20 protein-coding genes and 1 tRNA gene are annotated in these 26,481 nt (G+C 37.0%); 12 read left to right on the forward strand and 9 right to left on the reverse strand.

Annotated features, from left to right (window positions below; genetic code table 11):
• Positions 1 to 120: 120 nt before the first annotated feature.
• The 5 genes from Q0X59_RS01455 to Q0X59_RS01475 all read left to right on the forward strand — a co-directional run bounded on the left by Q0X59_RS01455 (position 121) and on the right by Q0X59_RS01475 (position 5,421).
• A complete protein-coding gene (locus tag Q0X59_RS01455; protein WP_297642659.1) occupies positions 121 to 1,041 on the forward strand; it encodes a thioredoxin domain-containing protein in 921 nt (306 codons plus the stop codon).
• A 189-nt stretch (positions 1,042 to 1,230) separates the two neighbouring features.
• A tRNA-Thr gene (locus Q0X59_RS01460) sits at positions 1,231 to 1,304 on the forward strand.
• 879 nt (positions 1,305 to 2,183) lie between these two features.
• Positions 2,184 to 3,614, forward strand: coding sequence for a G5 domain-containing protein (locus Q0X59_RS01465; RefSeq protein WP_297642661.1), 1,431 nt, complete (start codon positions 2,184 to 2,186; stop codon positions 3,612 to 3,614).
• A gap of 32 nt (positions 3,615 to 3,646) precedes the next feature.
• Positions 3,647 to 4,546, forward strand: coding sequence for a 16S rRNA (adenine(1518)-N(6)/adenine(1519)-N(6))-dimethyltransferase RsmA (gene rsmA / locus Q0X59_RS01470; RefSeq protein ID WP_297642663.1), 900 nt, complete (start codon positions 3,647 to 3,649; stop codon positions 4,544 to 4,546).
• A gap of 248 nt (positions 4,547 to 4,794) precedes the next feature.
• Positions 4,795 to 5,421, forward strand: a complete 627-nt coding sequence (locus Q0X59_RS01475) for a LytR C-terminal domain-containing protein (RefSeq protein WP_103043352.1) — start codon at positions 4,795 to 4,797, stop codon at positions 5,419 to 5,421.
• A 147-nt stretch (positions 5,422 to 5,568) separates the two neighbouring features.
• On the opposite strand, the gene Q0X59_RS01480 is transcribed toward Q0X59_RS01475, so the two are convergent.
• Entirely contained in the window at positions 5,569 to 7,008 is a 1,440-nt protein-coding gene (locus Q0X59_RS01480) for a CCA tRNA nucleotidyltransferase (RefSeq protein WP_297642665.1), read from the reverse strand.
• An 88-nt stretch (positions 7,009 to 7,096) separates the two neighbouring features.
• Here Q0X59_RS01480 and Q0X59_RS01485 point away from each other — a divergent pair, with 88 nt between their 5' ends.
• The 5 genes from Q0X59_RS01485 (at position 7,097) to trxB (ending at position 16,450) form a co-directional block, all read left to right on the forward strand.
• Positions 7,097 to 7,873: an NUDIX hydrolase gene (locus Q0X59_RS01485; RefSeq protein WP_297642668.1), complete on the forward strand. Its 777-nt coding sequence runs from the start codon at positions 7,097 to 7,099 to the stop codon at positions 7,871 to 7,873.
• Complete coding sequence (locus tag Q0X59_RS01490) at positions 7,824 to 10,517, forward strand: DUF6049 family protein (protein ID WP_297642670.1); 2,694 nt, start codon at positions 7,824 to 7,826, stop codon at positions 10,515 to 10,517. The genes Q0X59_RS01485 and Q0X59_RS01490 overlap by 50 nt, the downstream gene beginning before the upstream one ends.
• The gene (gene murJ / locus Q0X59_RS01495; protein WP_297642672.1) at positions 10,514 to 12,394 is read left to right on the forward strand and encodes a murein biosynthesis integral membrane protein MurJ; all 1,881 of its coding nucleotides are present in this window, start codon (positions 10,514 to 10,516) and stop codon (positions 12,392 to 12,394) included. Before Q0X59_RS01490 ends, murJ begins: the two co-directional genes overlap by 4 nt.
• Positions 12,395 to 12,535: 141 nt before the next feature.
• Positions 12,536 to 15,481, forward strand: a complete 2,946-nt coding sequence (locus Q0X59_RS01500; RefSeq protein WP_297642674.1) for a kinase — start codon at positions 12,536 to 12,538, stop codon at positions 15,479 to 15,481.
• A gap of 24 nt (positions 15,482 to 15,505) precedes the next feature.
• A complete protein-coding gene (gene trxB, locus Q0X59_RS01505) occupies positions 15,506 to 16,450 on the forward strand; it encodes a thioredoxin-disulfide reductase (RefSeq protein WP_297642676.1) in 945 nt (314 codons plus the stop codon).
• A 67-nt stretch (positions 16,451 to 16,517) separates the two neighbouring features.
• Here the strand turns inward: trxB and Q0X59_RS01510 are convergent, their stop codons facing one another.
• The gene (locus Q0X59_RS01510) at positions 16,518 to 18,068 is read right to left on the reverse strand and encodes a ParB/RepB/Spo0J family partition protein (protein ID WP_297642678.1); all 1,551 of its coding nucleotides are present in this window, start codon (positions 18,066 to 18,068) and stop codon (positions 16,518 to 16,520) included.
• Positions 18,065 to 19,021: a ParA family protein gene (locus Q0X59_RS01515; RefSeq protein ID WP_075523605.1), complete on the reverse strand. Its 957-nt coding sequence runs from the start codon at positions 19,019 to 19,021 to the stop codon at positions 18,065 to 18,067. The genes Q0X59_RS01510 and Q0X59_RS01515 overlap by 4 nt, the downstream gene beginning before the upstream one ends.
• Before the next feature lie 536 nt (positions 19,022 to 19,557).
• Between Q0X59_RS01515 and Q0X59_RS01520 the strand changes: the two genes are divergently transcribed.
• The gene (locus Q0X59_RS01520; RefSeq protein ID WP_297642681.1) at positions 19,558 to 20,757 is read left to right on the forward strand and encodes a restriction endonuclease subunit S; all 1,200 of its coding nucleotides are present in this window, start codon (positions 19,558 to 19,560) and stop codon (positions 20,755 to 20,757) included.
• A 110-nt stretch (positions 20,758 to 20,867) separates the two neighbouring features.
• A complete protein-coding gene (locus Q0X59_RS01525; RefSeq protein ID WP_297642683.1) occupies positions 20,868 to 21,278 on the forward strand; it encodes a hypothetical protein in 411 nt (136 codons plus the stop codon).
• A gap of 1,025 nt (positions 21,279 to 22,303) precedes the next feature.
• On the opposite strand, the gene rsmG is transcribed toward Q0X59_RS01525, so the two are convergent.
• From rsmG to rpmH, 6 genes are all read right to left on the reverse strand, one after another.
• Complete coding sequence (rsmG, locus tag Q0X59_RS01530) at positions 22,304 to 23,005, reverse strand: 16S rRNA (guanine(527)-N(7))-methyltransferase RsmG (protein ID WP_297642705.1); 702 nt, start codon at positions 23,003 to 23,005, stop codon at positions 22,304 to 22,306.
• A gap of 284 nt (positions 23,006 to 23,289) precedes the next feature.
• The gene (locus Q0X59_RS01535; RefSeq protein WP_075523608.1) at positions 23,290 to 23,841 is read right to left on the reverse strand and encodes a R3H domain-containing nucleic acid-binding protein; all 552 of its coding nucleotides are present in this window, start codon (positions 23,839 to 23,841) and stop codon (positions 23,290 to 23,292) included.
• A 277-nt stretch (positions 23,842 to 24,118) separates the two neighbouring features.
• Positions 24,119 to 25,126 carry a membrane protein insertase YidC gene (gene yidC / locus Q0X59_RS01540; protein ID WP_297642685.1) on the reverse strand — a complete coding sequence of 336 codons (1,008 nt, stop codon included), beginning with the start codon at positions 25,124 to 25,126 and terminating at the stop codon, positions 24,119 to 24,121.
• A complete protein-coding gene (gene yidD, locus Q0X59_RS01545) occupies positions 25,126 to 25,413 on the reverse strand; it encodes a membrane protein insertion efficiency factor YidD (protein WP_075523681.1) in 288 nt (95 codons plus the stop codon). Before yidD ends, yidC begins: the two co-directional genes overlap by 1 nt.
• Positions 25,414 to 25,625: 212 nt before the next feature.
• Entirely contained in the window at positions 25,626 to 26,348 is a 723-nt protein-coding gene (rnpA, locus tag Q0X59_RS01550; RefSeq protein ID WP_297642688.1) for a ribonuclease P protein component, read from the reverse strand.
• A gap of 20 nt (positions 26,349 to 26,368) precedes the next feature.
• Positions 26,369 to 26,481, reverse strand: a 113-nt coding sequence (gene rpmH / locus Q0X59_RS01555) for a 50S ribosomal protein L34 (protein ID WP_297642707.1), incomplete at its 5' end; no start/stop codon positions are given.

Below are 26,481 nucleotides of genomic sequence, written 5' to 3' on the forward strand. Positions count from 1 at the left end.
TTAGACTATGTTTATCACAGTAACTAAATTCTATAAAATACAAATTCATCACAACTACGTTAAACACGACTGCGTTAAACACGACTGCGTTATGCGCAAAAGTGATACGAAAGGATAGGCATGATAAAACCAGCCGAAAAAAGAGAATCTAATAGCGCATTAAAAGAAAAAGAACGCCGCCAACAGACAATTATTGGAATTGTTGTTGTTCTCGTAATTATAGCGATGATTACTGGCATAATCATCACAACATACAATGCGCAAAACGCAGATAATAAAAATAAAATAGAAAAAACAATTAAAGCCAAAAAATCTCTCAAGGCCGTCAAAACTGCAGAAAAACCAAAAAATATGAATAATTATGGCGGCATTGCAATAAGCAAAAACGGGTATAACAATCCTGTCAAGGGAGTACCAACCATAGCTGTGTATTTTGATCCTATGTGCCCAGGATGCGCTAACTTCAACCAGAATATCGATCCGTATCTAGTTCAAATGATGGAAGCAGGGCAAATCAACATGGAAATTTACCCAATGTCATTCCTTGATCCACTATCTACGGATCACTATTCCTCTAGGGTTACAGGAGGAATTTATTACATTGCAGATAACAGCAACAATCCAAAATCTCTTTTGGAATTCATAAGTAATATTTTTGACAAAGACTTCCAACCAGATGAAGGCGATAGATACACGCCTGTAAGCAATAAAACACTTGCTGAAAAAGCAATAAAGTCAGGAATCAAAAAAGAAGTTGCAGAAAACGCATTCCAACGTCATTACATAAAATGGCAGAAGACTATGAATACAGCAACTCCTGATAGAAAAGAACTTTGGAATATAAGTGGCTCTAATGCAGGTTCTATGACTACACCAACAGTGACGATTAACGGACATATTTTCGACATGAGTAAAGTCAATGCCAATAATTTGAATATACTTAATGAAATTTTGAAATCTATTGGATTAGACGAAAAAGATTTAGGATCTGCAACCGTGCGTCCAAAACTAGATGATAAAGGAACACCTGCTGCTATATAGAATAATTGCAAAACGTAGCTTTTAAGCACATTTGCAAACAACTATTAAAGCATTGTTTTCAATCCAAAAACATGACAAAAATTGATTAGCAAATAAAAGTAACAAAATATGACACGTGCACACTTGCCACAAACAATAGTTGCTGGTACACTAATCAATGTTTTGTTAGCGCATATGTTTATGCGCACTGCCTCCTTAGCTCAGATGGCCAGAGCGGCCGCCTTGTAAGCGGCAGGTCGCCGGTTCGATCCCGGCAGGAGGCTCTGTTTATTCTTCGAAGTTTTGTATCCACAATCAAAAAACATTTTCTGTCTTGATACTGCGATATTTTGCAAATATGCGTTTATGTAACAAACATAAATTGTAAATACATTTCAATAGTGCAAATGATGATTCAACAACTGTAAATATTTATTGTTCATAGTTAGGTACTCGTATTATTGTTGAAATGTGTTTCTGTTTAAATAACATGCATAACTAACAACGTATAATAATAAAAATACATATTCTTTTTGCGAGTAAGTTCTCAGAAACCTTCCCCCAACTCAGGGTTTCTGAGAAACTGAGTGTGGAGCGTCCCCCAACCTGCTCCACCTCACAGGGGCGGGAAAATCCCCTTCTCTCCCGCCCCTTTTTCATGCATACAGAAAAATTCGTGAATATCAGCAAAAATTTGTGTAATTATGTGTGATTAGATTTGATTCGATTTGATTCCAAAAACTTCGAATTGCATGATATGTGCAAAACGACATTGTCGATGAAACTATAGTTTCATTTACAGGATTTTCCTATCAAATGGGGCTGAGCTCTCGGAGTTTCTCTCATCGCAAGATTTTTACATTGCTCTAAGAGAAACTCCGATAGCTCTTGGCATGTTTAGTCTTTTAATCTTCGGCTAATCACCGAGATTTTTCGATTTTTCTTCTTCATTCGATGAATCACCATCAAAGATGCTGAGGTTCATCTCATTCAGGGCGAAAAATCTTAAATCTCTGCCTAACTAATAGCAAAGCATACGTTGTAAAAAATCCTATAGGATTATTTACAAAGTCATCCTATTTACTGTTGATAAGAATAAATAATATCGCATTAACATAAATAATTAGTTATAATGAAAGTCTGATTTCGGGAAGCGAGGTTACATGATACGTCGATGGACGCCAAGACGTTTTGTTGTATTAAGACGCGCTAGAATAATTGCAAGCGCATTAAGTATTGCACTTATTTGTACAGCGTTTTTTGCCTTCTCAACTAGAAAAGCAGTCGCACTTACAGTTAATGGCAAATCAAAAATTGTAACAACTTACGCAATGAGCGCACAACGACTTCTCGAAGAACAAAATATAAAGATAAAAACACACGATCAAGTACTAACATCTTCTGGAGAAATACTCACCAATCACAGTACAGTTACTGTACGAAGCGCATATCAGACTTCAGTTACAGTTAATGGCGTTACAATACCATTCTGGACAGTTGCAACAAGCGTAGATCAGCTTATTGGATTCTTTAAAGCAAATGAAAAAAGAGCTGTAAAAATCACAGTTAATCTTCGTAATATATACGACAAACTTTCAGGCGGATTATCGATCAATAAAGAAGGTCCTGTTAGCGTTATATGCGATGGAAAAACGCGAATTGCTCCAGACGGGAAACTTCCAGCAAGTTCTATTCTTGATTCACAAGGAATAGTTTTAGGAAAAGAAGATCGAGTAACAGTTGAAAATGATGGCAATAAAACAATTCTTAGAATATTGCGAGTTACACACGGTCAAGAAAAACGCGTTGTGCAAGTACCATTTACAACGCAAACCATTACTGACAATAATCTTCCAGAAGGCACACGCATTGTGCAAAAAGCAGGAATTAACGGCGAAAGAGAAGATGTTTATAACGTTACATACGTTGACGGAAAGCCAGAATCTGCAACTCTTGTTTCTCAAACAGTTACTAAACCAGTTATTGATGCAGTAGTGGCTATCGGGCGTAAATCTGTGCCACAAAAACAAGATAAACCAGAAATAAAACATGAAAGTGACACAAATACAAAACCAAAGAATAATAAACAAAATAAATCTAAAAAAGTAGCACCTTCACCTAAACCTAAATCTGAAAATAAACCAAAACCAAAGTCTGAGCAGAAACCAAAACCACAAACCCCTGCTCCACCACAAACCCCTGCTCCAGCTCCAGCACCTGCTCCAGCTCCAGCCCCTGCACCAACTGATGACGATACAGATAGCATGGTTCACGCAACTCCAGAGCAAGCAAAACTGTACGCTAAAGCAGCATGCGCAGAATTCGGATGGGTTGGAGAAGAATGGGACGCTCTTGTATGGCTGTGGAATCGTGAATCACATTGGAGATGGAATGCTGAAAACCCAAGCTCTGGCGCATATGGAATCCCACAAGCACTACCTGCAAGTAAACTAGGAGATGTATCGCGAGGAGGCGGTCCTAATTGGCATGAAGATGCTGGAGTTCAAATCAACTGGGGATTAAATTACATAAAAAATCGTTACGGAAGCCCTACAGCAGCAGTTCAACATTCTCATGATGTCGGATGGTACTAAATCACATTAAATCAACACAAAACTAGAAAACTTTGGATGGTACTAAAGTGACTAAATTAAATAGCGACAACGATAGCTTTGACGGAAAACTTCTTGGAGCAGCAGATATAAGAAGAATTGCGGCAGAAGAAGGTATTACGCCTAGTAAAAAATTTGGACAAAATTTCGTAATAGATCCTGGAACAGTACGAAAAATTGTAAGCATTTCTGGAATTACAGAAAAAGATACAGTTCTCGAAGTAGGTCCTGGATTAGGCTCTCTTTCATTAGCAATTTTAGAAACTGGAGCAAATCTTACAGCTATAGAAATTGATCCACCTCTAGCAAAACGACTGCCAAATACAGTATTAGAATTCATGCCTAAAGCATTTGAAAGATTTAATGTTGTATTAAAAGACGCTCTAAATATTACTAAACAGGATTTGCCTAGAATTGCAAGCGCAAAGAATTTTACTCTCGTAGCAAATCTACCTTATAACGTTGCTACGCCTATTATTTTAACGCTTTTAGAAAAATTTGATAATTTGCAAAACTTCGTAGTAATGGTTCAAAAAGAAGTCGCAGATAGGCTATGCGCGCATCCTGGTAATAAAGTCTATGGAACTCCAAGCGTAAAACTCGCTTGGTATGGGCATGCGCAACGCGCTGGGATTATTGGAAGAAATGTTTTTTGGCCATCACCTAACGTTGATTCTGCATTAGTTTCTTTCACTAGAGATTGCGTAAGTAAAGGTAATGAAATTCAGCGCGCTGAAGTATTTTCTCTAGTCGATGCCGCATTCCAACAACGTAGAAAAACACTTAATGCAGCTCTAAAAAATCATGTTGAAAAAGCTGCATTTGAAATTTCTAAAATAGATCCAACTCGAAGAGGCGAAACTCTTACATGCGAAGAATTTTTGGCGTTAGCAAGAGCACAATATAACTTTTAAAAGCATTAGCGAACTCTCGTATTCTAAAATTAAAAATTAAAAACAGTAAGAATAATTAAGCATTTGGCAAACGATAGATCTAGAACGCCTTTAGGTCATACATAGTCAGTAAAATGCGTGTAAAGTAATACTTCGCGCCTAATTTTTCAAAATACCTAGTATGCTATTTGAAAAATTAGAATACGGTGAATTTAGGGATTTTAGGCGTAATCGCAACAAATTAAGTGTATGGATAGATTTGGAGTATCATGGCGCAAGAATACGATGAGCGCACCGCTCGCAAAGAGTTCATGTATCAAAAGACTAAATCCATATTACTTACTGTTGGAATTGCACTAGTGGTTGCAACTTTGTTATCTTTCATGATCCAATTCCATGTTTTCGGATTAAATTCTCCAAAAACTAAAAAAGATAACAATAATTACGGAATAGTTGCCCCATGTCCTATAAAAGATAAAGATGGCGATAAAATATCGTATCTCGATGCGCGCACAGTTTCTATTCGAATCTTGAATGGAACTAAATTCAGAGGTTTTGCTAATGCTGTAGGCGAGGCTTTGAGAATTCGCGGATTTAATTTAATTGAAGTTGGAAACAATAAAACACAGGGCGTTAAGCGTACAACTATTTATTTTGGCAAAAATTCAATAAATTCTGCTTATACACTAAGCTCTCAATTCGATGAAGTCGCTTTGCAAATGGACGATCGCAAAGACAAACTGGTTGACATAGTTCTTGGAACAGATTTTAGAAATTTGCGACCAAAAACAGATGTTCCTGCTTCTGGAGCAGAAATCACTCCTATTAAAAATTGTCAGGATGCTAATAATATAAAGAATCTTCCTAAAGCTGAAAAGCACAAAGAAGTAAAATAATTTACATTATTTTCCATCTCAAACTAACTACGCTTACCTGGCAATCAAGCTTACCAAGCTAACCAATCTAAGAAAGCTAATCAGGCTTACCACGCTATGAAAGCTAACCAGGCTTAAACTACAACGCAATTGAATTTCTTTTAGATACTATTTGGAAGAAACTTTGCAATATTCGTTTTCATACCAACGCATCAACTCTGCTACAGCTTCATCATGCTCAACTGGACCATAATCTAAACGATAATTAAGCATATGCTTATAAGCTGCTCCTACTACAGGTCCAGGCTTTACATTAAGCAAATCCATAATTTCATTTCCATCCAAATCTGGACGAATAGCATTCAAATCTTCCTGCTTCTTAAGCTCTTTTACTCGCTCTTCCATCTCATCCATAGCATGTTCAAACATTAAGGATTTACGGCGATTCTGCGTAGTAGCATCAGCTCTTGTTAAACGATTCAATCTCTCATATAAATGACCTGAATCTTTAACATATCGCCTTACTGCAGAATCCGTCCAAGGCTCATCTACGTAACCATGGAATCGCAAATGAAGATTCACTAATTCGCTAACATCCTCAATAAGACGGTGATCGCAATGTAAAGCTTTAAGTCTTTTAACAGTCATTTTTGCGCCAACAACATCATGATGGTGGAAACTCACTTTCCCACCCTCTTCAAACTTACGCGTACGTGGCTTACCAATATCGTGTAAAAGAGCAGCCAGACGAAGAGTCAAATCAGGAGCAGGCACAGCGCCGTTTTCATCTGTTTCTAAAGCAATCGCACGCTCAAGAACCATCATCGTATGTTCAAAAACATCCTTATGGCGATGATGCTCATCTATTTCTAAACGCAATGCTGGAATTTCAGGCAAAACGTATTGCGCAAGCCCAGAATCAACAAGAGCTTCTACGCCTTTACGAGGACGTTCAGAAAGCAACATTTTTTGAAGCTCATCTCTAATGCGTTCTGCAGAAACAATATTCAAACGACTTGACATATCTGAAATCGCTTCAGCCGTTCGCGCTTCAATAGTAAAACCAAGTTGCGCTACAAATCTCACTGCACGCATCATGCGAAGAGGGTCATCGTCAAAAGACTGACGCGGATCTACAGGAGTACGTAAAACACCTTTTGCTAAATCATTTGCGCCTGCAAAAGGATCTACAAATTCCATATCTGGAACCCTTAATGCCATTGCATTTACAGTAAAATCTCTACGAGAAAGATCGCCTTCTAAAGTATCTCCGTATTGAACTTCCGGCTTACGAGAATCAGGATTATAAACGTCTGAACGATACGTTGTAACTTCAACTTTTACCTCTGTGCCATCTTTTCGACGTCTAACAGCTCCTAAAGTGCCAAACTTCCTACCCATATCCCAAAATCCGTCATGTCCCCAATGACGCAAAATCGGCTCAAATTCTTCCGGCTTGGCAGAAGTGCAAAAATCAAGATCATGCGAAGTCCTATGCAATAACATATCTCGCACTGGTCCACCTACTAACGCAAGCTCATAATTGCGCTCAGCAAACAAACGTCCCAATTCTATGGCTTCAGGCCAAACTTCAAAATTTCCAGACACTCTACGCGACACCCTTTCAGCGTAACAACAAACCTATTTCCAGCATACAGTTACCCCAATGCACAGCGGATTGAGTATGGTGGATTGTATGGTTACTCCCGAAGACTTAAGACGCATGCTCGCCAGAGCTTCGAATAACCATACCCAAACACGTGCTAAAGCGTCTATAACCCCACTCGATTTAGCTAAGAGAATATCATCTCATAAACAAAAAATCACAAGCGAAGAATCCTCTATTTTCATTGATATACCTGTATTTTCGTCAGGTGAAGACGTTGAAGAAAACGTAATTCACATAGAAGAATCTTTCATCAATGAGCAGATTTCTTTTGCACCTTCTCCTGCAATAATGCCACAGCGTAGAAATGCAGAAGTGCCAAAAACTTTCGCTTCTTTAGACACACAGGATTTGCCAATAGTACGCGAATATTCTGCTGGAGGACTTGTTTTTGACTCGCTCGGGCGTGTCGCAATTATTGCTAGATATTCACGTAGTGGACACCTGGAATGGTGCTTACCAAAAGGACATATAGAAAAAGGCGAAACACCACAACAGACTGCCGTAAGAGAAATACACGAAGAAACAGGCATATTAGGTGAAATTGTGGAATCAATCGCAACTATTGATTATTGGTTTACAGGCACAAGCCAACGAGTGCATAAATTAGTTCACCATTTTGCTTTAAGATATTTAAGCGGCGAAATATCAGTATTAGGAGATCCCGATCATGAAGCTGAAGAAGCTCGTTGGGTTGATTTTTCCGAGCTTAATAATATTCTTAGTTATCCTAACGAACGCAAAATAGCGTGGCTGTATGCTAGAAAGTCAAACAGGCGGTCTAACAGATATGAAAATTGCGAATAATAAAACAACTTCACTTAAACGTTTTTACAATAATGCGTGCATAGTGATTTTGTGTTTCGCATTATGCATAGCATGTGTTGCAAGCTCACTATTCTTCAGTTTTAACTCCTCAAACGTTGCTAAAGCTGAAGAATTACATAAAAAACATTTAATAGCAAATCCAAAAAAACACGCTTATAAACACGTTAATCCTCTTAGCAAAGGTCTTTCGTTAAAAATAACTGATTCTACTGCAATAGTTACAGATAAAAGCGGATATCATTTATCAATATCTATAAACACTGCTAAAAATCAAACACTTCCGGAAGGAACTATAAGCGTATTCGTAAATCCTTATTACACTTTCACGTCTAGAACAGATATACAAAAATGGGCAGAAGGAGAATCACACATACCCACACGGCAATTACTTGGAAAATCGCAAGTAGATACCATGGCTGCTAAAAGTAGTCGAATTGTTAACGTAGATGTTCCCTCAGACTCGCCTAATCTTGCAACCATAAAGCAATGGGGTCCAAAGCCTTTATTAGTTTTATACACTTCAACAGACGAAAGCCACATCATTTCTGTGCAAACTTTCTTAACTCGTTCTAACGATGGTCTTTCTAATACCAATACTCCTCCTATCGGCATGACTGCTATTATGCCAATACTTGCAAATCCTGATTCTTGGAGAACAACTATTGACACTCAACAGTCAGACGAAATTGTAAATAATAATCATCCTAATAATGCACAAAATAATCCAAAAAATAGTAGTAAAACTAATTCACAACATTCTGGGGAAAACAGCAACAATCACGGAAAAACCAGCGATTCCGCAGCTCAAGCAAATAATTCGAATAATTCAAATAACACAAAAAAACTTAATAAGAAAAATACGTTAAAAAAAGAAAAAATTATTAGCTTCCCATATAACATACGCGCGAAAGTATCGCTGAATAACAACGAACAAAATCGCATTACTAAACAAGTTGATCTTGCAGAAAAACATAATCTTTTGCAAACTATAGCTGACCCTTACACGCTAAAAGCAGCAAGAATACTTTATAGGCCTAGTGCATTCATGCAAAAAGCAGGTTTTGATATAAGTTCTTATGCGGATGATTCTAATTTTGAACTTTATAAATCTGCTGGAATCACTCCAAATGAATGGTCGCTCAAAGAAACTTGTTCAATATATTCATCACTAGATACTTCACAAAAACTTTCTCAAAATGATAGCGAGTGTGTAAACGGAAAAACTCCTGTATTCGCATGGCAAACGAATGGTAAGTGGACTCTTAACGCGCTCGTACAAGCTAAAAATAGCGGATACAACACTGTTATTGCAACACACGGATTCGACCCTAATGCAAATCGTTTTGCAACAAATACAGGCGTGTATAACATACAAACAAATTCTGGAGAAATCAACGTTCTTGCTTCTCAAAATGTATTAACACACTTAGCTAATGGGCAAGCTAGTAGCGATTATGCATCAGCAGAATCCACTGAAGCAGGACGCATAAGTAGATTAGTTGCACAAAGTGCTTTTTATCAAATGGAGCAACCGTATGCTTCTAGAAATCTTCTTATAACTTTTGCAACAAATACAAGCGCAAAATCAATCGACAATGTGATGAACGCTCTCGAAAAATCGCCTTGGATCGATCTAAAAAATCTTCAATCATTAACTTCATCTGAACCTTTTAATAACGAAAATTCAAGAAAGGTTATTCCACTCAATAGCGGTCTAAGCAGCGAGAGTGCAAAATCAAGAAATGATAAATTACGCGAATTAGCAAAATCTCGAGAGAATTTAATAAGTTTTACGAATGACATTTTAGATAATAATGCAATTCAAAAGGAAAAAAGTGATGCTGGAGATGCTCAATCTTTAGCAAAACAGCATGCGAAAATGGGTGCTCTGAGCAAAACAAGTAACTCAAAAATATGGAGCAAAAAGCTTATTGATATTTTCGATTCGATGGCATTCAAAGAGATACTCCATTATGACGGAAAACCGTATTTTGATGCAAAAACACATTCGTCTTCATTCAGTTCAATAGCAAATCAAAGCAACGAAGAAAAAACCAACGAAGAAAAAACTAACAAACCACAATCAAACACAACACAAGCTAACGAACCAAAATCAAACGCTTCTCAAAGCAAAAACAAAAAACCACAACAACCTACAAACAATGCGAGCGCAACACAAAAATTCACAACTCAAACTCTCGTAAATAGCTTATTATCTGGAATTCGCATAGTTCCTCCGCCACACATAACAGTATTTAGCGAAACAGCATCCTTGCCTGTAACAATCAGCAACGCACATCCATACCCTATTCGCGTATATCTCACTGCAACAACTAAATCTATGGAAATTGTTTTGGGTAGAACACAAATAGTGAGCATTCCAGCAGACAGTGAAATTCAAGTGACTTTACCTGTACGCGTTACTACATCAGCACAAGTAAAGGCTTTGTTTAGGCTAGAAGATAGGCAACATCACACTTTTTCAACAACTAACTCAACTACTATTACTAGCACACTGCAAATTAGCGATAAAAGCGGTACGATTATCATAATATTTGCTTTCGCTCTCGGCATATGGGGGCTTTACAGACAATTCCATCGTAAAAAGGATCCAGACGAATGAGTTCAGTAGGTCGCAATTCAATGATTATGGCAAGTGGCACTGCGGCTTCTAGAATCACAGGTCAAATTCGCACAATCCTACTTGCAGCAGCACTAGGCACAACAGGACTAGCTGCTAATGCTTATCAAGCTGGATCAACTATCCCTCAACTCATATATGCGCTCGTTTCTGGAGGTATTTTTAACGCTGTACTAGTACCGCAAATCGTACGCACTCTTGAGAAGAAAGATGCAAAAGATAGACTTAACAAGCTAATTACTTTTGCTATAACAATGCTATTAGCAGTCACACTTCTAATGGGTGTTTCAACTCCTGTAATAACATGGCTTTATGCAGGCGGTGGACCAGAAATGTTAGCTCTAACTAACGCTTTCACTTTATGGTGCATACCACAGATATTTTTCTATGGATTATATACAGTTTTAGGGCAGATTCTTGCCGCAAAAGGCAAATTTGCCATGTACGCGTGGAGCTCAGTTGCAGCAAACATTGTAAGTTGCATTGGATTTGGCACTTTTATAGCTCTTTTCGGCAGAGTCACAACTCAACCGTTATCGTTCTGGAGCAATAGCAGGCTTTTACTAACTGCAGGATTCTGGACTTTAGGAGTTGCAATTCAAGCATTACTACTTTTTATACCTCTTACAAAAATCGGAATCGTATATAAACCTAGCTGGGGTATAAAGGGTATTGGATTGCGTTCTATGGGACCTGTTGCAGCATGGAGCATAGGGATTGTCATAGTAAATCAATTGTCTGTTATGGTTACAACACACACAATTACTAGTGCCCCTCAACTTGCCGAAACAACTATGGGAATTAACCAATTTGACGTAGCAGGTAACGCAACATTCCAAAACGCATATACGATTTACTTACTTCCTTACTCGCTGATAGCAGTATCGGTAGCAACTGCAATTTTCCCGAAAATTTCAAAGGCTGTTGCAACGCATAATATAGCTATAGCACGGCAAGATTTAAGTGATTCTTTAAGGCACGTAAGCATACTTATGTGTTTCTTCCTCATAGCGTTCGTAACAATGCCAACGCCAATTTCTTTAGCTTTATTACCATCGATTAGCCTTAAAGAAGCTTATTTCATGTCTACTCCTTTAATGCTACTTTCTTTTAGCCTGCCATTTGCTAGTGCGTATTTGATTATTCAGCGCACTTTCTACGCTTTTGAAGACGGTAAGCAGCCATTCATATTTACTTTAGCTGGAGTTGTAACAGAGTTAGTAGTACTTATTGTTTGCATACAATTCTTCCCTCCAACACAATGGGTAGCTGTTTTAAGCTCGTCAGTAACTATAGAATTTTTGCTCACATTCCCTGCTCTTATATGGATGCTAAGAAGACGCTTCAATAATAATTTAGACGATTCAAGACTTTTATCTACGCATATTAAAATTGCTATCGCTACTGCTGTTTCAATTTGCATAACACTATTAGCTCGCATACCTGTTATGAAAATAATTAACGTTGAAATGCCTCAACTTCACGGAGCAGTAAGATGGATTCGCGCAATTTTAGTTTGCGTTATTTTAACTGTTATTATTATTGTTTCATACGTTGGTACTCTTGTTTTACTTAAAACTCAAGAATTAACTACTTTATACAATTCGTTTGTATTGAAAGTTGCAACAAAAATTCCTGCACTATCTTCATTAAAATTTGTTCAAAAAGTTATTAGTAAAGCTAACAAAAATGCCGATAGCACTGAAATTGCTCTTGATGAAACTAGTGACAAAAGCAATGACGAAAAAGCTTTCACAGGCGCAAATATAGAAAATAAAAAATCATATTTACGCACCTCTTCCAATAATCAAAAGAATCATCGTAAGCCGCGAATTGTTACATCAACTCGTAAAAAATAGTTTACTTTGACTACAAATACGTCATATAAGAAAATATTTACAATATCCACAAAAAGTATGACGCGCATATGACATAAGTACCACTAGAATATTGGTAATAGCATATGAATTTACTATTTTGACAATTAGGAAGAGGAATAGATGAAACCTCGTTTAGGAGATATAATTCTCAATCGTTATGCGCTAGTATCCCCATTGCGTAACGAAGAGGAACTCCAAGTTTGGCAAGCTAGCGACAATATTTTGGAACGCGATTGCCAACTTTTCATCGTACGCGATTCCAGATTCCTAACAGATGTGAACACTATTGCATCAACCCTCGCTTTAGCGCGTAGCCGCAAGTTCACACAAGTACTGCAATTACAGCATATTGACGATATCTCAATTATTATTACAGCTTTAGATTCCGGATTAAGCATAAGTGATTATCTTGCAGACAATAATTCAAAAGAAAGAAGACAATCTAAGCCAATAAGTCCTATCAATCCTCTTAGCTACGAGGCAATACGAACTATTGTTGCAGAAACAGCTGGAATTGTAAGTAAAATGATCGCTAATGGCATTACACATCACGCAATTTCAACAGATACAGTTCGTATTACAACAAATGGCATTGAGCTAGCAGATACTCCAATTAGCCCAATGATTGAAGACTTAACTTTACTGAATAATGCTAAGGATGATACCTCTTCCAAAGATTTAGAAAAGTCTTCGCCATCTCAAGAATCCTATGAGCGAATTGCAACAAGACAATTATCTGCATTGCTTTACTCTCTTCTCACACGCACTATTTCAAAGAACTTACACGATTTTTCATTATCACGCATTAGCGAAAATGTTCCTTCAGAATTTCGTATGATCTGTAAACGTGGATTATGCGAATCACAAGTAGCAGATTCAAATAAAAATCCTAATATAATACCAATGGCATCTATTGCTGAGCTTTCTGCGCTATTAGGTAAATACACGCCACTTAGATCGCTTCGTGCTCAAGATATCTTGCTTCCAAGGTTAGAAGGAGCTGCTTCAGTTAGCTTGATTGAATTGAAAGCAGAAGATAAGAATTCTATATTGCCTTTCCCTGAAGATCTTGTACAAAGTGAAGATCAGTTTAACGATGGCTTTAATTCTGCTATACAACAAGCAGAAAATCCTGATTTATTAAATTATGATTTTTCATCAGATTTACGCGATTCTTCACGAAATGAAACAAATGACGATTTAAATGAGAATTCACGTAAAGATTTAAGTAAGGATGAGAACGATATTCCATCTATGCTAAAAGATGAATCTTCACAAATATCTAGTAGTTCTTCGACATCATCTGACAACAAGCAAAAAAACGCTGAGAGTGCATACAATTCTTCTAAAAACGGGAAGAACTCATCTGACTTACAAGCTTCAAACGTAAATAAAGTAACTAAAGCCGATAAAAATACTGCTATTGGAGCTATTGGGACTAAAGCAGCTAAAGGAGCAAAAGCTGCTATTGGAGCTTTATCTTTTGCCAGCAGCATCATCAAATCATCACAAGCTGCTTCATCCGTTGCACCAGTTGCGTCAAGCGAAACTAGCGCGACAAATATGTCTATTTCTGGATTTGCTGCTGCAAGCACAAGCATACGAAAAGCTGGCAAAACACTTGGAACACTATTCAAGCGCAATTCTCGTAAAAATTCTAAAAATAAGTCTAAAGAAAAATACGAAAATTATAATAGCGATGAAAATAATATTGATTCATCAGAACTTGAAAACACAAACACAAATGTAGATATAGATTTTCATGATATTGCTGCTGCAGAAATGGCTAATATACTTGCTCCAACTGAATTAGATGCAGACGATTCTATTTTCCCTATGTCTGAACGAAATATACATGTTATAAAAAATGATGATGAAATAGCTCAAGATAATTCAGAAAAAAACTTAGAAGATAATAATTCTAATAGTTCATTAAATAATCGCTCGAATAATTCCAAGCAGAATATAAGCAATATTTCTAGAAATAAAAGTCGTTTGAAGTCGAAATCCGATGATTCCGACTTGTATGATTCTTCTATCTCTAACAATTCATATGATTCTGAGAACTTTAGCGATTCTGAGAACGCGAATGCACAATCTTCTAACGAAGAAGGCGAAACATTCGATCACATTCCAGTAATAGCTTCGTCCACTTTTGATTTTGAGGATTTGCTTATTCAAAACTCGCGCCACACAGAGCCTATAGCCCGTGCAAACGCATTCTTAAGTGAGGAATCAGAGTTTACAGGGCGCGTACCTGTTGTAGATAATCAAAGTCGTTTTATAGCTCCTGGCGAAGAATCAGCGCGCGCTTTGCGTGAAGAAGAACTTGAAGATACAGATATGGATTTGCATACAGTTTCTTCACTTTCATCTCTTCCACCAAGTTTTGAGCCTAGAGAGCATGCAGCTAGTATTAAAAAACAGCAAATACGCAAAAACGGTGAAGATATTGCAGATGCAAAGATTTTCGTAGGTCTTTCTACTAAATTTATAGCAATTAGCATAATGCTGCTATTGATTATTGTTGGATCATTCTTTGCAATACATGGATTGTTGTCATCGCATGAATCATCATCTTCGTTCAACAATTCTAATCCGTGGGATTCTGAAAATATAAATAACGTTCCTTTTGGAAGTCGCGGAATCCTCCCAGAAGAAAAAGCTAAAGGACACAAAGTACCTGAAGGTCATAAAACTGTTAAGGCTGTTCCTGCGCCTAATATTCCTGTAAACAATACTCCTTTTGAAATTGATATACGTCAGTTCTTAAGCAAACCATCTCATCAAAATGGATATGGATATTATATGCATTTGACTCAGCCTCAGGAAGCGTATAGATTTGTTATCTCAATTCGTTCTTCAGGCGGTCATGGATATCTTTTTGCAAACACTAAGAATGACCCTACTAAAGGCGATCAGGTTGCAGAATTTACATTTGATGAAAGCGGCACAACTGAAGTTAAATTCAATAAGCCAATTAAAGCTCAAGACTTTCTACTTTGGGTTCCGGCAAATAGTTTACCGAACAACAGCTTATACATAAATTCTGCAAGAATTTATTAAAGTTTAGAATAAAGGGGAATTTATATGGAAGCGCAATTACGCAAGGTTATTATTATCGGCTCAGGTCCTGCAGGATACACTGCTGCAATTTATTTAGGGCGTGCAGGATACAATCCGTTAGTTATAGCTGGAGCACTTACCCCTGGTGGGCAACTAGTAAATACCACAGAAGTAGAGAATTACCCTGGATTTCCAGATGGTGTTTTAGGTCCAGATCTTATGGACGCAATGCAAAAACAAGCAGAAAAATTCGGTGCAGAAATTATTTTTGACGATGTCACAAACGTAGACTTTTTAAAGCCTATAAAAAGCGTAACTTTAAGCGATGGCTCAATATACGAATCACACGCTGTTATTGTTTCTACGGGCTCACAAGTGCGCAAATTGGGCGTTCCAGGAGAGCAACAATACTCTGGACGCGGAGTATCTTATTGCGCTACTTGCGATGGATTCTTCTTCCGCGGTAAACCAATTGTTGTTGTTGGAGGAGGAGATAGCGCTTTTGAAGAAGCTCAATTCTTAACTCGTTTCGGCTCTTGCGTTACTTTGATTCACAGACGTAATGAGTTTCGCGCTTCGAAAATTATGGTTGATCGCGCTAAAGAAAATGAAAAAATTAAGTTTGTTTTAGATAGTGTTGTTGAATCTGTAAATGGATCTAATTCAGATGCGCAATCTGTTACTGTAAGAAACGTAAAAACAAACGAAACTCAAGAAATCGAAGCATCTGGAATATTTGTTGCTATTGGACATACTCCTTCGACTGAATTCTTGAATGGAGCTTTGGAACTTAATAGCGATGGAACTATTAAAGTAGAAGGCACTTCAACTAAGACTTCAGTTTCTGGAGTATTTGCAGCAGGAGATGTTGTAGATAACGTATACCGTCAAGCTGTATCAGCTGCTGGAATGGGATGTCATGCAGCTCTTGACGCACAAGCATATTTAAACGAATTAGATGAAAACTAATCGCGTTTTATTGCGTTATTGCGTTATTGCGTCTTTATCTGCTTTAGCGTAGTGATTCTATGCGAGTCTATTCTGCTTGATTTGGCATAAGCATTTGAACGATTCTCTTCATATCTTCAGGAGAAGAAAATACTATTTCAATATGCCCATGCTGAGGAGTTCCTTTAATAGAAACTTTCGTAGAAAAATGTTTTTCCAATTGGCTACGAATAGGAGATGAAGACCATCTATCATTACGCGCTCTACGAGTCGGTGTAGATCTACGACCTGCTTCGACTCCTTTTAGTGAAACAATTTCTTCAGTAGTTCTCACAGATAAGCCTTCGTCAATAATTCGCTGAGCTACTGATTCCATTTCTTCAGGACTCTCTAAACCTAATAATGCTCTTGCATGACCAGAAGAAAGCAATCCGGAAGCTACTTGCTTTTGAACGGAAGCTGGCAAATTAAGTAAGCGCAAAGTGTTTGCAATTTGAGGTCTAGATTTAGATACGGATTGAGAAAGCTGAGCTTGTGTTAAGCCAAAATCATCAATCATTTGCGCATAAGCAGCTGCTTCTTCTAGTGGATTCAAAGCGACTCTGTGCAAATTCTCCAGCAAGGCATCACGGAGCATATTTTCATCAGGCGTAGTGCGAACAATTGCAGGAACAACATCTAAACCAGCTAATTGAGAAGCGCGCCAACGCCTTTCACCCATTATCAACTCATAGTGAGCTGACTCATTTTTATAAGAAGAGTTAGAAGATGATTCATTGTTTTGAGAATTATCTAAGCTTTCGCTATTTTCACGTGAAACTACATTTATTTCACTGTTTGAAGAATCACTTTCTTCTATTTTTCGCACAACAATAGGCTGAAGAACTCCAACTTCCTTGATAGAAGCAGCAAGTTCTTTGAGTTCATCTTCGTCAAAAATCAATCTTGGTTGTTGCGCATTAGGAACAATATCGGAAGGCTTAATATACTCTAAATATCCACCTTCAACAGGCTTTAATCCTTGATTTTGCGCGGTTTCTGTATTATTTTTATCTTCAGCAGAACCATTGTAATTATTGTTCGTTTCATGTGAAACACTCTTATTTTTATCACTTACAAATGTTCTTTCAGCGGAATCTCCGAAGAAGAAATCAATAGGTCTTGTAACATCTTCAAGAGATGGCATTGAAGATCTTTTAGAAGGTTTAGAATTCTTTTTACTTTGAACAGTATTTTTTAATATTGTCGATTCATTATTATTAAATCCAATATTGCGCGATTCATCGCTGTGAGGAGCAATAGAGCGATTCATACTAGGAACTTTAGTTTCATGTGAAACGCTTAATTTAGATGAATAGATGTGAGCATTGCTTTCACTTTTTGTATAACTTTGCTCTACATCTGCGTTCAAATTAACTTTTTCGTCAGTATTCTCCCCATTCTCCCCACTGTTTTGAACACTGCTATCAGAATCACCTATTTTGCGAGAGTCTTTCTTTGAATCTAATAAAGAGTTATCGTTTGTTTCACGAGAAACATTTTGATTTTCCACTTGAGGAGATACTAAGTCATCTTCACCTGGCAATGCTGGGAATAATGCGCCTAATCCTTTACCTAAACGAGATTTCATGCCACTCATCGTTTATTATTCTCCTCTTCTTTTGCAGAGATAACCGACAATACTGTTTCTGAACGTTGCGCAATTTCTAAAGCAGCTTCACGATAAGAAACAGCGCCTGTTCCACGTGAATCATATGTAATAACAGTTTGAGCAAAACTTGGAGCTTCAGAAATCTTCACAGTCCTAGGGATAGTTGTATTAAGAACAATATTAGGATAATGATTTTTCACTTCCTGATATACTTCACGACCAAGCAGAGTACGCTTATCAAACATTGTCACAAGCATTGTAGAAACCACTAAAACAGGATTGTAATGTTTCTGGACCAATCCAATAGTACGAATCAACTGCCCTAATCCTTCGAGAGCATAATATTCAGCTTGAATTGGAATAAGCATTTCTTGTGCTGCGCACATAGCATTTATAACAAGCAATCCTAGTGAAGGTGGGCAATCAATAAATACATAATCGTAATGTTCTTCACTATTTTTCATGAATTCACTAAGAGCATCTTTAAGTAGATTATTGCGATTATCCATATCCGCAAGCTCTAATTCAGCGCCACTTAGATCAATTGATGCAGGAACTACATCTACACCTGGAACATCTTTACAAGTTTGCTTTACTTCACTAATAGTCTTGCGCCCCTCAATAACATCATATACAGAAACATCTCCTGAAGCATGAGGAATGTTGAACGCTGTTGATGCATTACCTTGAGGATCCATATCTATTACAAGAACGCGTAAACCACCTACGGCAATAGCAGCAGCAAGATTAACAGTTGAACTTGTTTTACCAACTCCGCCTTTTTGATTTGCAACAGCAATAAAACGAGTTTTTGAAGGATGAGGGTACGTTACTCCTTCAAGCGCATGATATCGAGAAACTACGTCTGCTAATTCGCTACCAAGCGAAGATCCAGAATCTCCAAAAATACGCTTAATTGTTTCTGATGCAGACTCAACCACTACGTATCACCCCCACCCTCTTTTTACAAACATGTAGTGTTAAGTTTCTATTCTTCTATGGACATAAAACACGTAAAAATCGAATATCGTTTCATGTGAAACACAACAAATCTACATAATAAAACGAATGAAACATCGCAAACAACTGTTGTAAAACCTTGAAAAATAAGGGAAATTCCAAAATGTTCATATATTAAAATGCAATTGTTTTCACATGAAACAAAATAAAATTAGACAAAACAATAACTAACAATTTTTCTCAATACTTTCACGTGAAACACAACAGCTCCACGTGAAACAAGGTATTTTTACGCATTCTTTAAGATTTATTTTGTTTATGACCTAGAAAATAAAATTTGAAAATGAGAGAAGAACATCACTTGCGAAAAACTTAAATATAAATTACGTGGAACTTAAATACAACTTGCACATGATCTACGCATAACTTGCGCATTGAAAAAATGTTTTTGATTTTAGAGCACTGTTATATAGTTAAATCATTGAGTATTTTAACTTATTTTGAAAGGGTGCGATTTATGAGCAAACTTGAGGATCTAATTGCCGAATTGTGCCCAAACGGTGTGGAGTATAAGAAGATTAAGGATGCATATCTTCGCATTAAAGGCACTCCGATTACAGCAAGTAAGATGAAAGAAATAGATTCTGAAGATGGTGAAATTAGGATATTTGCAGGCGGTAAAACTGTTATTAATGCTCATGAATCAGACATACCTAAAGCGAATATTACGAGAGTTCCAGCAGTCTTAGTGCAATCTCGAGGTGTTATTGACGCTGTTTATTATGATAAACCGTTTACTTTCAAAAATGAGATGTGGGCTTATACCTCAGATAGTAAAATTAGCGTAAAATTCCTGTATTACATATTAAAAAACAACATTCAATATTTTCGTGATGCAGCTTCTGGAATGGGATCGTTGCCGCAAATTTCTTTACATGTAACAGAAGATTTTGAAATCCCTGTTCCACCGCTTGACGTGCAAGCGGAGATTGTGCGGATTTTAGACACGTTCACAGAGCTTACAGAGAATCTTACAACAGAGCTTACAGCTCGTAAAAAGCAATACGAATATTATCGAAATGCTTTGCTTACATTTGACGACAACAATCCTTTACACTCGCTTATCTCACGCTACTGTCCTACTGGCGTGGAGTATAAGGCTTTAGAGGAAGTTGCATCGTATCCTAAAAATCGCATTGATTCGCAAAATCTTGATGAAAATAATTATGTCGGTGTTGAAAATCTATTACAAAACAAGCAAGGAAAAACGCGTGCTAATTCTATACCTAAAGAAAGTAAAGCTATTTGTTTTTCTATAGGCGATGTACTTATTGGCAATATAAGACCATATCTTAAGAAAATATGGTTTGCTGATTGTGTTGGTGGAACTAACGGTGATGTTTTAGTTATTCACATTCACGATAAAAACGTTATTAGTCCTAGATTCTTATACCATATTTTAAGTTCTGAGCGGTTTTTCTTATATGATGTTCGCAATTCGAAAGGCGCAAAGATGCCCAGAGGTGATAAGAAAGCTGTAATGCAATTTGGAATCCCCATTCCACCTCTTGAAGTGCAGCATCAAATCGTACAAATTCTGGATCGCTTTGATGCTCTGTGTAATGATTTAACTCAAGGTTTGCCTGCAGAAATCGAAGCTAGACGCAAGCAATACGAATACTATCGAGATCAACTCCTGAACTTCAAGCGTGCGTAATGCAGTTATGCACAATTTATGTAAAACAAACTATAAAAGCTTATTTAGTATTACAATTTACATAAATTACATTTCTGGTGAGACGCGCGAAGAGATTGAGGAGGTAAAAAATGTCTGCTAAACTCGTAAGTAATAGCAGCCCCCTAAGCCTACTAACAGTGCTCAAACCTGGGGGTTCTTCTTGTTTTTCAGCTGATTCAAAGCCTCCAAAATCTGTAGGAGCATATACATACCTCAATCGCATCGTATTGCAAAAGAAGAGTACGAAAAATATAAGAAATACTTTAAAGGAGTGCCTGAAATTGAAAAATGGTAATGTTCAAGAATTTGTGGATCATATATATTATGGCGATGAACTTTGGTTCCGTTACAAAGGGAGACTGTATTTTCTAGAAGGATGGTCTAACGAAAATCATCTTGATTTGAAATTATATGAGATGCATGAAAATGGCAAAGAATATTCGTGGAAAGGTGACAATAAAAAATATCCTGTTGATGAATTTATTAATGCAAAAATTTGAAATGATAAGACTTTTGGCAAGTGGAACAAGATATAGAGTGGGTTGACGATGATGCAAGTTAGTTTGCCTGCAGAAATCGAAGCTAGACGCAAACAATACGAATACTATCGCGATCAGCTCCTAACGTTCAATCGCATATAATCTTCAGGATTAACAAGCAGATTTTGTTAATATGCAATTTCAAACACAATGTAATTCGCGCACATCATGTACTAGTGAGGTGCGGGAAAAACTTAACGAACAATAAAAAGCGAAACGGTATTTAAAAAAGTTACACCTAATCCAAACTCTTCACAAAACTAAAGTAAGCTAAAATCTAACTTTCACTACCACAAGCAACAACATTTAAACATTCGTAAAAAGTTGAAGCTCCTGTGAGGTAAGCAATTCCCACACCTCACAAACACAGTAAAAAACAATTACGTAAAAATCTTATATTCCTGTTGACGAAGTAAGTTAAATACACATCATGTACTAGTGAGGTGTGGGTGTTGCTTGGTCGAACAATATAAAAGTGAAGCGATTCTAAATAAATTCCAACATAATCCAATCCTGTTGGGAATAAAAAGTTAAATTAAAAATCTAAATACTAGTAACACAAGCATAATGACAATATACCTCATAAGAGCGTAACGTCTGTGAGACAAGTAACACCCATACCTCATTATCATATGGATATACACGCATATGAACGAGAAATCTTAAATCTCTGCCTAACTAATAGCAAAGCATATTTTGTAAAACAAACTATAGATTTATTTACTAAGCAAATAAAGTATAGATTACATACTAGTGAGATGTGGAAATTACTTAACGAACAATAAAAAGCGAAACGGTGCTTGAAGAAGTTACACCTAATCCAAACTCTTTATAAAACTAAAGTAAGCTAAAATCTAACTTTCACTACCACAAGCAACAACATTTAAACATTCGTAAAAAGTTGAAGCTCCTGTGAGGTAAGCAATTCCCACACCTCACAAACACAATCATATTTTGTAAAACAATCCTATACTTTATTCACAAAATTAGGCTTTATCGACTATCACAACAGTCGTTGATTGTAATCCGCGTGCAACAGTAGCTTCAACAACACGAGGATTCACTCCACCTGCTTTACGAATCATTTTCGAAGCCTTTTCAATTTCAGCTTGAGCAGATTTGCCTTTAAGAGCAACAAGACTACCATGTTGGCGTAAAAGAGGTATTGTCCAACCAGCTAACTTAGTCATAGGCGCTACTGCTCTGCATGTTACAGCATCAAACGGTTGAATCTTATGCTCTTTGACTTGAGAAATAACTTCATCAGAACGACCATGAAAAATAGTCACATTTTTAAGATCCATTAAAGACACGCATTCTTCTAACCAAACTACGCGCCTTTCCATTGGCTCAATCAAAGTTATATTTACGTCTGGCAAACATGCAGCTATAACCAAACCTGGAAATCCGCCACCACTGCCAACGTCCGCAATTCTTTTTTGCTTACTATTTTCAACAATTTTTTCAATAAACGGAACTGCAGCAGCAGAATTTAATATGTGCCTTTCCCAAAGTATGCTCATATCGCGTGGTCCAACTAAACCGCGAATCAACCCCTCTTTACAAAGTTTCACATGAAACAATCTGCATTTAGGTAGTGCATCACCAAGCACTTCACATAATAATGGCGAAGAATCTAATTCATCTAGAATATTCTCATCGAAAGTATTCTCAAGACTAGCATTCACAACGCCTTCAGAATCTTTAGCGTTTTCATTACTGCCAACGCCTTCAGAATTTTCCACGCGCAAACCATCTTCCATAACTGCACACAACTTTTATATTTTATACTTTAATATTCTAAAATTTCAGCACTTTAAAACTTTAAAACTTAAGCACTTTAGTACTGTAAATTTTAAAACTTTTATATGATCGCTCAAATATCAGCAAAAGTTACACAACAAAAACATTTTTGTTTTATCGTGTAACTTTCGTTTTACTGACTTATTTTATATTTATTTACAATAAATTTTTACTCATCAACGTATTCAACATCTTCATCGAAATTATCTGAATCTTCATCTTCAGAAAGACTTGCAGGCATATAAACAGTCACATATCTGCGAGGTTCTTCACCATGAGAACGCGAACGCAATCCCTCATCTCGAACCGTATCGTGTATAACTTTACGCTCAAAAGAATTCATAGGTCTTAAGCTCACAGATTCACCAGTTTCACGAACCTCATCAACAGCATCTAAAGCCATATCTCGCAAATGTTGGCGTTTTCTCTTTAAGAAACCATCAACATCAACAATTAGATGAGAGCGCTCACCAGTCTTCTGTTGCACAGCAAGTCTGCTCAACTGTTGTAAAGCATCAACAACTTCACCATTACGACCAATCAAATTTTTAATGTCAGTATCATCATCTGCAACAATCTGAATCATAGGGCGATTATTACGAACTCCCATCTCAATATCGCCTTCATAATCAGCAATATCAAGTAATCCTTCTAAATAATCAGCAGCAATATCAGCTTCTTCATTGAGCTGCTCTACTGTTTTACTTTCTTCCTGTACCATACTCACTCCTTAGCACGACTGTAAATCGCTTTTATAAGTCTACTTAAAAAATAACGTCACATTAACAATTACATTATCACTTATAACAGTATTATCACTCATAACAGCACGATTATGCATCTTATGCAACATAACAATGCAACATAACAATATCAGTAATATCACTTTAAACAATAAGTAATAATTATTTATTAAATTATGAATTTTTACTTATAAATTTCATACAATACTCGAGCAAAGATTCTACGAACTCGCGCATTATACTCAAAAACTTAAATTAAGAGCGCTTACGCTTGCGTTGAGGCTGTTTCCTTTGGAAACCTTCAACCTCTCGCCTTTCAGCTTCTTCACGCGCTTTTTGCAACGCTTCTTCTTCTAATGTAGGCAATCCTTCACGCTCTCTGCGCTTAACTTCCTTATCGTGATCTCGCTTTTCTTTTTCGTTAGCTGCAGGAGAACCAGGAGTTGGGAAAGCATAAACCTGCCAAATTGAGCGGAGCATATTCATAATATTGTTTACAAGCCAATATATCAACATTGCAAATGGAAGTGCAAAAGCAGAGAAAACGTAAATCAGAGGGAATCCCCACATCATAAGTTTCTGCATCGTATATTGACTGCCTTGCTTAGCTTCAGGAGGCAAATTTTTACGAACGTTATTAAATTGCATGTACCACATTGCAGCACACATAAGAATCACAACTAAAACAATGATGATCTTACCAGTTAATTGAACAGTAATGAATGTATCGGAAAGACCTACACCAAAAACATGTGTTTTTACAAATTGTTTTGCAACTGTAACATCAAAAGCGCCAAGCGGAGCATGCTTACCGTTCGCAATAAAAGGAATTACTGAAAGCGTATACCACATACTCATAAAAGCAGGACCTTGAATCATCATAGGTAAGCAAGAACCAGCAGGATTAGCATTATTATCCTGATAAAGCTTCATCATCTCACGTTGCATAGCTTCTTTGCTTGCAGGATCATTTTTCCCTTTATATTTTTGCTGAATTTTCTTAATTTGAGGGGAAATAGCCTGCATTTGGCGCATTCCTTTAATGCTTTTAATAAACGCAGGGAAAATGCATGCATGAACAACCAATAGCAAAAATACTATTGAAAGCACCCAAGACAATCCTATTTCATTCATTCCTATAAGGGTTAAGAACTTGTGGAACAACACCATAATTTGAGTCATAATCCACTCAACTGGCGTTAGGATTTTATAAAACCATCCGAAGAATCCATTATCAAGTACGAAATGATCTTGATTAAACATTAGTTTTCCTTGTCTTCTTCAGCCAAGGGAGTTAGCCGTGGCTCTTCATGCGCTTTAGACCAAGCACAACGATAAAAAATAGAATATTTTCGCGGAACATCGTCAATACTACAACTAGTCCATGGTCGGCATCTTAATAATCTCAAAAAAGCTAACAATCCGCCACGAAATGCTCCATAACGCTCAATAGCTTCAATTGCATATCTGGAACAAGTAGGGTAGTAGCGACAGCATGCAGGATTATTGGAAGATATTACTCTCTGATACCAGCGAATAGAATTAATCATTATTGAGGAACATGAAATATGCGATTTGGCTTTATTTGCTTTATTATCAAAAGCAGATTTGCTATACATATCTTTCACCTTCCTCTTTAAAAATCCTCGCATTGTATAACTTTATGAAATCTTAAAAGTCTTTAGAAAAATCTAATAAACTTTTAACAACCTTCTTAACAACACTTTTAGCAACATCTATTCATCGCAATAATCCTCTTCAATCATATAGACTCTGTTTCAGAACTATTTGAATTACGAGAATCTACTTCGCGAGAATCTTGTGAAAAATCGTATGAACATTTTTTAGAATCATTTGTGAAATCTTCATATGAGTCTTTCTTAAAATCTTCATACAAAGATTCGCTAGATTCATCGCTTTTATGTTCATTAGATTGATCCACTATCTCGCGATTGAAAGATGTGTTGCTTTTTTGCTCATGAATCTTAGCATTATTGGTTATATTGATAAACAATTTTTCAACTTGCTGATTCAATGAAGCAAACGTTGCATTTGCAGCACTAGGTTTTGCTCGTAACACAACATCACAATAACAAGGCAATAAAGATTCGTATTTACTTGCAAGCACACGAAAGCGTCTTTTAACTAAATTACGCACTACTGCTTTGCCAACTGATTTAGATACTGCAAGACCAAGTCTTTTACATTTTTCCTTTTCCGCGTGCTTAACTCCAAAAGAATAATTTTTCGCGGAATCGTTGGAATTATAAGACTTTTCAGGCTGTTTTAAGGTATCAAAAAATTCCGCGGGACTACTATCAAATCCCGTGGTTTCATTATTCGTAAAATCATTTACCTGATTAAGTGCGCTACATACGGTTGTATCGTCACGCATCAAATAATGCGCGACGATATCCCGCGAACTCACTTTGCGCCGTTTTTTGAGTACCGCAACAAAGTCACGATGGCTTTTCAGCCTTTCCATATTTACGACGCTATCTCAACTCAGGCAGACAGCGACTTACGACCTTTAGCGCGACGACGATTGATTACTGCGCGACCAGCACGCGTACGCATGCGAACGCGGAAGCCGTGCTTCATGTGACGACGACGATTAT

This window comes from uncultured Gardnerella sp. (genome assembly GCF_947280595.1).
Classification (GTDB): Bacteria; Actinomycetota; Actinomycetes; order Actinomycetales; family Bifidobacteriaceae; genus Bifidobacterium; species Bifidobacterium vaginale_A.